General features: G+C 47.1%; 11 protein-coding genes. 7 read left to right on the top strand and 4 right to left on the bottom strand.

Annotated elements, in window-relative coordinates:
- Positions 1-575 precede the first annotated feature (575 nt).
- Entirely contained in the window at positions 576-776 is a 201-nt protein-coding gene (locus H6G89_RS36550; protein WP_375539721.1) for a LysR substrate-binding domain-containing protein, read from the bottom strand.
- Positions 777-837: 61 nt separating this feature from the next.
- Here H6G89_RS36550 and H6G89_RS34090 point away from each other — a divergent pair, with 61 nt between their 5' ends.
- Positions 838-1,095, top strand: coding sequence for an alpha/beta fold hydrolase (locus H6G89_RS34090; protein ID WP_190514462.1), 258 nt, complete (start codon positions 838-840; stop codon positions 1,093-1,095).
- A 110-nt stretch (positions 1,096-1,205) separates the two neighbouring features.
- On the opposite strand, the gene H6G89_RS34085 is transcribed toward H6G89_RS34090, so the two are convergent.
- Positions 1,206-1,856 (bottom strand): glutathione S-transferase family protein, encoded by a 651-nt coding sequence (locus H6G89_RS34085; RefSeq protein ID WP_190514461.1) that lies wholly within the window; start codon positions 1,854-1,856, stop codon positions 1,206-1,208.
- Positions 1,857-1,867: 11 nt separating this feature from the next.
- Positions 1,868-2,626, bottom strand: a complete 759-nt coding sequence (locus tag H6G89_RS34080; protein WP_190514460.1) for an SDR family oxidoreductase — start codon at positions 2,624-2,626, stop codon at positions 1,868-1,870.
- A gap of 179 nt (positions 2,627-2,805) precedes the next feature.
- Between H6G89_RS34080 and H6G89_RS34075 the strand changes: the two genes are divergently transcribed.
- From H6G89_RS34075 to H6G89_RS34060, 4 genes are all read left to right on the top strand, one after another.
- Positions 2,806-3,747, top strand: a complete 942-nt coding sequence (locus tag H6G89_RS34075) for an AraC family transcriptional regulator (RefSeq protein ID WP_190514459.1) — start codon at positions 2,806-2,808, stop codon at positions 3,745-3,747.
- A 129-nt stretch (positions 3,748-3,876) separates the two neighbouring features.
- Positions 3,877-4,287 carry a DUF6713 family protein gene (locus H6G89_RS34070; RefSeq protein ID WP_190514458.1) on the top strand — a complete coding sequence of 137 codons (411 nt, stop codon included), beginning with the start codon at positions 3,877-3,879 and terminating at the stop codon, positions 4,285-4,287.
- Between the two features lie 96 nt (positions 4,288-4,383).
- On the top strand, positions 4,384-4,812 hold the full coding sequence (locus H6G89_RS34065) for a GNAT family N-acetyltransferase (RefSeq protein ID WP_190514457.1): 429 nt from the start codon (positions 4,384-4,386) through the stop codon (positions 4,810-4,812).
- Between the two features lie 61 nt (positions 4,813-4,873).
- The gene (locus H6G89_RS34060; protein ID WP_190514456.1) at positions 4,874-5,401 is read left to right on the top strand and encodes a hypothetical protein; all 528 of its coding nucleotides are present in this window, start codon (positions 4,874-4,876) and stop codon (positions 5,399-5,401) included.
- A gap of 437 nt (positions 5,402-5,838) precedes the next feature.
- Here H6G89_RS34060 and H6G89_RS36545 read toward each other — a convergent pair whose 3' ends face one another.
- Positions 5,839-6,159 (bottom strand): AAA family ATPase, encoded by a 321-nt coding sequence (locus H6G89_RS36545; protein WP_375539720.1) that lies wholly within the window; start codon positions 6,157-6,159, stop codon positions 5,839-5,841.
- 18 nt (positions 6,160-6,177) lie between these two features.
- Between H6G89_RS36545 and H6G89_RS34050 the strand changes: the two genes are divergently transcribed.
- Both H6G89_RS34050 and H6G89_RS34045 read left to right on the top strand, forming a co-directional pair.
- Positions 6,178-7,431 carry a glycosyltransferase gene (locus H6G89_RS34050; RefSeq protein ID WP_190514454.1) on the top strand — a complete coding sequence of 418 codons (1,254 nt, stop codon included), beginning with the start codon at positions 6,178-6,180 and terminating at the stop codon, positions 7,429-7,431.
- Positions 7,432-7,618: 187 nt separating this feature from the next.
- The coding region (locus tag H6G89_RS34045) for a hypothetical protein (protein ID WP_339384612.1) at positions 7,619-8,008 on the top strand (390 nt) is incomplete at its 3' end.

Below are 8,008 nucleotides of genomic sequence, written 5' to 3'. Positions count from 1 at the left end.
AATCAGCCAGACTGAAACAGTTGTATCTTCTGCAATTTATTAGTTTAGGAAATACTTATGCTTCTGTGGGGACAATTTATTCCCTAAATCGCAATCCAGAGTAACAAGGATGGTACTCCGAAGCCGACCGGAACGTTGAATTCAAGAACTCCAATCATGGCAGGATGAGGAACTGGCAAAACTTGCTGCCATGATTACAGGACTGTTGGAGTCCCGACAGCAGGAAGCCGTTGATGCGTCCCAAGAATGGCGGGAGGACGGATCTCCGTTAGGGCGACACGGGGGGCGAGGGCACATTAAATTAAAAATGATTTCAGATGCGAAGACAGGGAAGACCTATGGATCATATCGGTATTTGCGCTACTGAGGTGTGACCAAGAAGGGAACGAAGGGATTGAAGAGTGTTTATTTAGGGAAAGGAAGCGGGGCAACTGAATAATTCTCAGTCATTTAGACTGATGCAGCGACCCGATTACAGGTATTTCACATTTGCCGCTTCTCAATTAACTGATCAAATTCTCCTGTATGCCCCAGTACTCAAATCAGGGTACTCGTTATGGAACGTAGTTGATTATTCAAAGTTGACAGGTAACGTCTCGAACGATCGCCATAAAAGCGGGTAGTACTGGATTTGTAGCCTCTGGATTCCAGGCAATGGCAAGCTCTAACTCCGGTGTTGGTTCTGCTAAAGGTCGAAGTACGACACCCGCAGGGGCAACCGATTCTGCTGAGGCGTGGAGTAAGGAAACCCCGATCTTGGCAGCTACTAACCCCAGAATGGTTTGCTGAGGAACGACTTCCTGGACAATCCTAAGGCTAAATCCTGCTGCTTATCGCTTGGAAAGTTACAACCTCTCAAAGGGACAGAAATACTGGGAGGCTGAGGATATCACGGTTCCAACACTGGTTCTGCGGGGAGAGTTAGATTTCTGGTCACGCCCTGAAGACTTGTGGGCACTTGAAGTAGAGCTAACCAACGCTCCTACGGTAGAAACGGTGACGATCCCAGATGGAACCCATTACCTGTTTAACGATCACCCAGAGCGAGGGCGCGATCGCTTTATTCAGGAAGTTCTGTCATGTATTGGAGAGTAAAAGCTTCAACTGGATAGCGATCCAGGATTGTAATGACGCTAGAGGGAACTGCTTTAACAGTTTCCTCTTTAAGGTAATCACTCTGCCGTCCTGTGATTGATCACTTCAGTTCATGAATGATGGTTTGCTGTTTGAAAAGGCGTAAAGTCTGGAAGTGGAAGGGGAATTGTAACACCTCTCTGTACGGCTGGACGGGTTGCAATGCGATCGAACCAGGCACTCAGATTCGGGTAAGACTGGATGGAAAACCCCTGATGAGTGGAACACCAGAGCCAACCGAAATGGGCAATATCCACGATTGAGTAGTCATTCAAGAAATACTCGCGTTCCATCAGCAGGGATTCCAAAACGTTGGTTAGGCGATTGCCCTCCTTCTGATACCGTTCAACGGCATAACTTGGTTTCTCCGGTGCAAATAGACTGAAATGCGCTCTTTGTCCAAACATGGGACCGATCGAGGCAGCCTGAAAGAAGAGTAACTGCAAGCCCTTCCAACGCTGTTCGGGATTTGTTGGAAATAAGCGTCCCGTCTTCTCTGCCAGGTACAACAGAATTGCGTTGGATTCGTACAGTGTATGTCCAGTTTCCTTATCCACCAGTACAGGAACCTTGCTGTTGGGATTGAGTTGGATGAACTCTGCGCTGAACTGTTCCCCGCTGGGAATATCCACAATTCGAGTTTCGTAAGGTAACTCCAACTCCTCCAGTGCAATACTGACTTTGTGAGGATTCGGGGAACCGTGAGCATACAATTTCAACATCAAACGTCTCCTTAACTGGCTACCAGTTGAGTCCAACCGCCATCAACCACTAATTCTTCACCCAGTACAAACGACGCATCATCGCTGGCGAGAAATAGAACTGCTTTTGCGACTTCTTCGGCTTCTCCAAATCGTTTCATCGGAATCACTTGCTGAAGTTTCCCAGCAAATTGCTCAACTTGTGTCTGAGGGATTCCAAGCTTAGTGTAAATTGGCGTTGTAATGGGTCCCGGACTAACGGCATTGACGCGAATTCCCCGCTCGATCAGTTCGGCGGCTAGAACCCGGACGAGCGATCGCAGTGCTGCTTTAGAAGCTGCATAAATTCCTGAATTCGGCATTCCCATCCGATTGTTGATGGAGGTATTGAACACAATGCTGCTGTTTTCACTCATCAGCGGAACCGCTTTTTGAACGGCAAATAGCGCACCCTTGAAATTGACATTCATCATTTCATCAATGAACGACTCATCGACATCCAATAGTGGACTGAATTTTGCAATCCCAGCATTGACGAATAAAACGTCCAGTTTGCCCCAGCGTTCTTTAATTTGAGTGAATGCGGTGTCCAGGTCGGTGAGCGATCGCGTATCAGCCAGAATTGCCAGAACCTCGCTACCCAGGGTCTTAGACGCTTGATCTAATCGCTCTTGATTTTGCCCTGTAATCGCAACCCTGGCTCCCTCTTGCGCGAATAACTGAGCCGTTGCCAAACCAATACCCGTTGTGCCGCCTGTGATTAGCGCGACTTTTCCATCTAATCGAGACATAAAGATACTCCTTGAAAGTAAAGGGTTGTTTGCCGTTGGCTATTTGTTTCTGCTAGTGAGCCAGAAGCAATAACCGAATCAACTCGATATACTTAAGTTGTAATCCAGCGAAATTGAACTAGCAATGCGTTAAAGTTCAAATATCATGTCCAATCGTTCAGGACGGGTGAGAATTCAGTATGGATGCGCTTAGTGAAGTCTTTCGTTCAATCCATTTAGAAAGTACAAACTGCTATCGCCTGGAACTGGCTGCACCTTGGGCGATTGGGATGAATGCCTTTGAGGGAGCGGTGTTCCTGGTCGTGGTTCGGGGTAGTAGCTGGCTGCAAATCGAGGGGATCGATACACCGATGCCTCTCGTTGGTGGCGATCTGGTGATTCTCCCCAAAGGGCAGTCGCATACGTTACGCGATTCGCTGTCAGGCAATCCTTCGATCGCCGAGTTTGAGCAGTTACTGCAAGCAGACTCAGACGAAGCCCCGACCGTCCTCAAAGCTGGGGGGACTGGCTTACCCACAACCGTCATGTACGGACGATTTTCCTTTGAACCGTTGCCCGAAAATCCATTGCTGTCGGCTTTACCTCCACTCCTAATTGTCAAAGGCGAGGAAGGAAGGGCAGTGGAATGGTTAGACACAACCCTGCAATTTATGGCATCAGAAACGGTAACGGCTCGTCCCGGTGCTCAGGTAGTCATTAATCACTTAGCGGGAATTCTGTTGGTACAAGCAGTGCGAGCGTACATCCAAAATCAGGAATGCCACGATCGCTGCTGGTTGCGTGCCCTCACCGATCCGCAAATTGGTGAAGCGATTCACCTGATCCATCGACACCCAGAGCAGGTATGGACGGCAGAAGAATTGGCGGAACGGGTAGGGATCTCTCGTACCACCTTTTTTACTCAGTTCCGCGAATTGGTCGGAGAACCACCCAACAAATATCTCACTCGTTGGCGGATGCAACGAGCCAGTCAGATTTTGCGATCGCAGCGCATTCCCTTAAGTGCGGTTGCCAGTTCTGTGGGATATGAATCCGAAGCATCCTTTAGTAAAGCGTTTAAGCAATGGATGGGGCAATCACCGGGGGCGTATCGACAGGCGAATGGAACAGCCAAGGCATAAAGCATTCCGAGTTCCTCGCTTCAAATATTCGTTGGGCGGCATTACCTGCGAAGTAATTGCCAGTCGCAGATATTTAGCTCTAGATTAGATGCGTTGCTTTTACAAGGCAGTATGTTGACCAAAGGCTCAATGTCTACAAAAACAATACTTTCTTGGCTCTATCTTGCCAATGCATCCGTTCTCATTACGCATCAAATCGATGCTGCATACTGGCATGAGTGGGATCTATTTGGAATGCCGGGAGGAATTCAATTAAACTTGCTGCTCAACATTCCTCTAGTTATGTTGATGCTGTTCGGTCAGCAACGTCTTACTCAAGGTTATGCCGATGGTTTTGTTTTCTCCTGGCTACTCGTGGCTGGAGGAATCATCGCCGTTAGTCTTCACTCGTATTTTCTCCTACAGGGCGATGATGCTTTTCGCCTACCCGTTTCACTTGGATTACTCACCGCTACATTTCTTCTTTCGCTAGCGCAAGCGATCGCACTGTTTACTTTGCATAATAACTGTAATCAAGACGATGCTCAACAAAGCTATTAAAGTAAACTGAATCAACCACAGGTTGTGTTGCATATCGGTGAGGCGATCGCACTGATTCTACAATAGGGAAAGTTTCTGCTCACACTAAAAACAGCGATGAAGCCACAACTCAAGATAGAGATTGTCGAAGCCCCAAAGCTTGATGAGACTGAATTTATTGTTCAACAACTGCTCCAATACAACAGTCGTTGTGCTGGTGAGGGTAACTTTCGGCAATTAGCTGTTTTCTTACGAGACGCAGATGAGAATCTAGTCGGTGGATTAATCGGATCAACGTATTGGCAGTGGTTATATGTTGATGTTTTTTGGATACACGAATCTTGTCGAGGAGGAGGTTACGGTATCTCCCTTCTAGCGGCTGCGGAGCAGGAAGCTATTAAGCGTGGTTGCCAATATGCTTATTTAGATACATTTAGCTTTCAAGCACCAGAATTTTATCAAAAGCTCGGATACGTTGTATTTGGAGAGCTATCAGACTTTCCAGCAGGACACAGCCGATTTTTCCTGAGAAAAGTGCTGCAATAGTTACAGCACAACAATCCTGCTGCACTGAAACAAATTAAGCCATCATTGAGATGTAAAGGGTATGACGAGTGAGTCTTTTGAAGAAATGCTTGCAGGAGGGCATCCAAACTCTCTGGGCAGAACCATTGAAGTGGTTGATATCGTATTAGCTGATTCCACAAGACTTTCAGATTTATACAATTGTTATTTCAGCACCGATGAAATCGTTCGACTTCGCACATCTAATGCCATCAAAAGAATATCCTTAGAAAACCCTGAATGGCTCATTCCATATATTGATAAGCTTATTTCTGAAATATCAAACATTAATCAACCTTCAGCACAGTGGACTTTAGCAAATTTATTTCAGACTCTTTCGATTTTCATGTCAGAGTCACAGAGAAACAGTTCAAAGAGGATTCTTCAAAAAAATCTTGAAACTCACACCGATTGGATCGTCTTAAACAATACAATGGATACCCTAAGTAAATGGGCAGAAAAGGACTTGACATTGAAAGAGTGGTTATTGCCGCATTTGGAAAGATTAGCTCATGATCCCAGAAAATCAGTTGCAGGACGAGCTAAGAAAATCAAGGCAAAGCTGATGTGAGCTTTCGCTCTCTAACTGCTCACGTACCATCACAATTGACTCCTATTGTGCCGTCTTCCGTTAAATGATTTGTGATGAGGCTTGGTCTGTTCGTGAAGGCAGTACGTTAAAAGTTATCGGTGGGACAATAAAAGTTGGGTAGAATCGGCTAGAGACTTCAGAGTAACGGAGAAATCAGCCTATGACCGTTGACATCGACTCAGGAGTGCAAAGTCGCCCACGGTTTCCGCTCAAGATCTTTGGGCTTTTGCTGTTTGCTTCAGTCTTTGCCTCGTTCTCAACGATACTTTATGGTACTGATCAAGCGGTCTCCTTGCTCGAAGTTTTGCTGGTCGCAGGTCTTTTAAGCGCGATCGTCACTGCACCATTAGCAGGCTTAGGTCTATGGTCACGCAGGAAACAAGATATTGAGGACTCCAGTTTTGCGAGGCTATTGGTTAAAGATGAATTGATTTTTTCACTATGTTTAGCGATCGCATTAGGCATCGTTTGTGGAATTTTTGTCGTTCTATCAGACAAGGCATTTTATTCATTTCTTCCAACTGCAATTCGAGATGTGGAATTACCGGGTTCTTTATCAGGGATGTTGGCTGCGTTTGAGGCTGTGCCATTTCTTCGTCGTAACCCATTTCTTTGTAATAGTCCCACCGCTTTTCATCCATTGAACATTGTGGCAAATTCAGTTTTGTTGCCAGAAGCCGACCAATGGTAGATTTGCCAGTTCCAATCGGACCAATCAAGATGATATCTGACGGCATAGTTTCTACAATCGCTGTATGAGCAAACGCATCCTCATTTTAACGGCAGGTTCTTTGGGCGATGTGCAACCCTATGTTGCACTGGGCAAGGGATTGAAACAGGCAGGGTTTGAAGTGCTGCTTGCCACTGATCCCAGCTTTTCGTCCCTGGTGGCAAGCCATGTGCTAGAATTTGCCCCTTTGCACGCTCCCTTTGCTCAACTGGTACAAACAGAGACCGGAAAGGCTGCGCTGGCAGGCAAGAAGTCCATTCGCTTAAAGCAAATTATGCCGATGCTGCGGCAGATGATGGATGATGCCTGGGAAATTGCCCGACAGTACAATCCAGATGCGGTCGTGTACCATGCGAAACCCCTGGCGGGATATCACATTGCCGATAAGCTGGGCATTCCTGGATTTCTAGCAATGGCACTTCCGATTTACTCGCCCACGCGATCGTTTGCTAATCCCATCTTTGGGGGTGGCAACTACGGTGGATGGCTGAACTACCTCAGCTACACATTGTTCCTTCGGGCTTCTCTATTGCCGTATCGTCGTTTGATCAACCAGTGGAGACAGGAAAAACTGGGGTTGTCTCCATTTCGAGATGAGCGATCGCTGCATGGTCGTCCCGTTCCGAAACTGTATGCCTACAGTCGTCATGTGGTTCCTCCTCCTGCCGATTGGGATGAGAGTGCGATCGCGACAGGCTACTGGTTTCTCGATTCCACCTCAGATTGGCAACCACCAGCGGATTTAGTGGCGTTTTTAGCTCATGGTTCCCCTCCCATTTACGTTGGGTTTGGCAGCATGGCATCTGAGGATGCAGCTAAAACAACGCGGCTGGTGATCGATGCCGTTCGTCAATCGGGTCAGCGAGCCATTCTAGCAACGGGGTGGGGTGGTTTATCTACATCAGAGGTTCCTGATACCATTCATGTTTTGCAGTCTGCCCCCCATGATTGGCTTTTTCCTCAATGCCTTGCGGTTGTTCATCACGGTGGGGCGGGTACAACCGGAGCAGGGTTACGAGCGGGAAAACCAACCATTATTTGTCCCTTCTTTGGGGATCAACCCTTCTGGGGCAAGCAAGTTTTTGAGTTAGGTGTTGGACCACATCCAATTCCCCAAAAGCAGTTGACTGTCTCGAACCTATCACAAGCAATTCAAGCAGTTGCACAAGATACAGCCATGCAGCAACGAGCCAACGCATTGGGGAAGAAAATTCGGGCTGAAAACGGGGTGATGCAGGCAGTTGAAGTGATTCGAGAGCAATTAACTGAAATTCGATAAACTACAAGCAGCAGCAATTTCTCACGTCTATGCCCACGATGGATCAATCGCCGCAGGTTGATATGACTCACCATACTCGTCCGGCACTTGATGGTCATCCAATTTTGTCCAGTGAGCAGTCAGGGTGGAATGGCATTTTTTTCCATCACTACGATCATCGGCTCACCAAAATCCAACCCATCAATGGATGCAGCATATTATTGGCATTACAGAACAGGGTGGGCATCCAGTTGAGTCGGAACATCAGGTAGAGGGGCAACGTTTAAGCTGCTACTGTCAACCGGGTGAAATGCTGTTTATTCCGCCTGGAATCAACTATTCGTCGCTCTTGCATGAGGCAGGCGAATTTTCTCTATTGGGAATTTCTCCTCAGTACTTTGAACAGGTCGCACATGAATCGATTCGAGTGAAGCAGATTGAGTTGATTCCACACATCGGAGTTGCAGACTCGCTGGTACAGCAGATTGGATTGGCTCTGAAAGCAGATATTGAAGCAAAACATCCGGCAGGTCGAATGTTTGGAGAATCGCTCGCAACGGGCTTAGTCATTCATCTTTTGAAGCAGTATTCCGTCTGG

Origin of the sequence: Oscillatoria sp. FACHB-1407 (genome assembly GCF_014697545.1) — a bacterium.
GTDB lineage: Bacteria > Cyanobacteriota > Cyanobacteriia > Elainellales > Elainellaceae > FACHB-1407.
The sequence above is the reverse complement of the archived record's forward strand: the minus strand, read 5'-3'. Positions and strand labels throughout refer to the sequence as shown.

Bases quoted from the DNA above. Each gene is read 5' to 3' on its own strand.
- H6G89_RS34085 (WP_190514461.1), bottom strand. From the start codon at position 1,856: ATGTTGAAATTGTATGCTCACGGTTCCCCGAATCCTCACAAAGTCAGT.
- H6G89_RS34080 (WP_190514460.1), bottom strand. From the start codon at position 2,626: ATGTCTCGATTAGATGGAAAAGTCGCGCTAATCACAGGCGGCACAACG.
- H6G89_RS34075 (WP_190514459.1), top strand. From the start codon at position 2,806: ATGGATGCGCTTAGTGAAGTCTTTCGTTCAATCCATTTAGAAAGTACA.
- H6G89_RS34070 (WP_190514458.1), top strand. From the start codon at position 3,877: ATGTCTACAAAAACAATACTTTCTTGGCTCTATCTTGCCAATGCATCC.
- H6G89_RS34065 (WP_190514457.1), top strand. From the start codon at position 4,384: ATGAAGCCACAACTCAAGATAGAGATTGTCGAAGCCCCAAAGCTTGAT.
- H6G89_RS34060 (WP_190514456.1), top strand. From the start codon at position 4,874: ATGACGAGTGAGTCTTTTGAAGAAATGCTTGCAGGAGGGCATCCAAAC.
- H6G89_RS36545 (WP_375539720.1), bottom strand. From the start codon at position 6,159: ATGCCGTCAGATATCATCTTGATTGGTCCGATTGGAACTGGCAAATCT.
- H6G89_RS34050 (WP_190514454.1), top strand. From the start codon at position 6,178: ATGAGCAAACGCATCCTCATTTTAACGGCAGGTTCTTTGGGCGATGTG.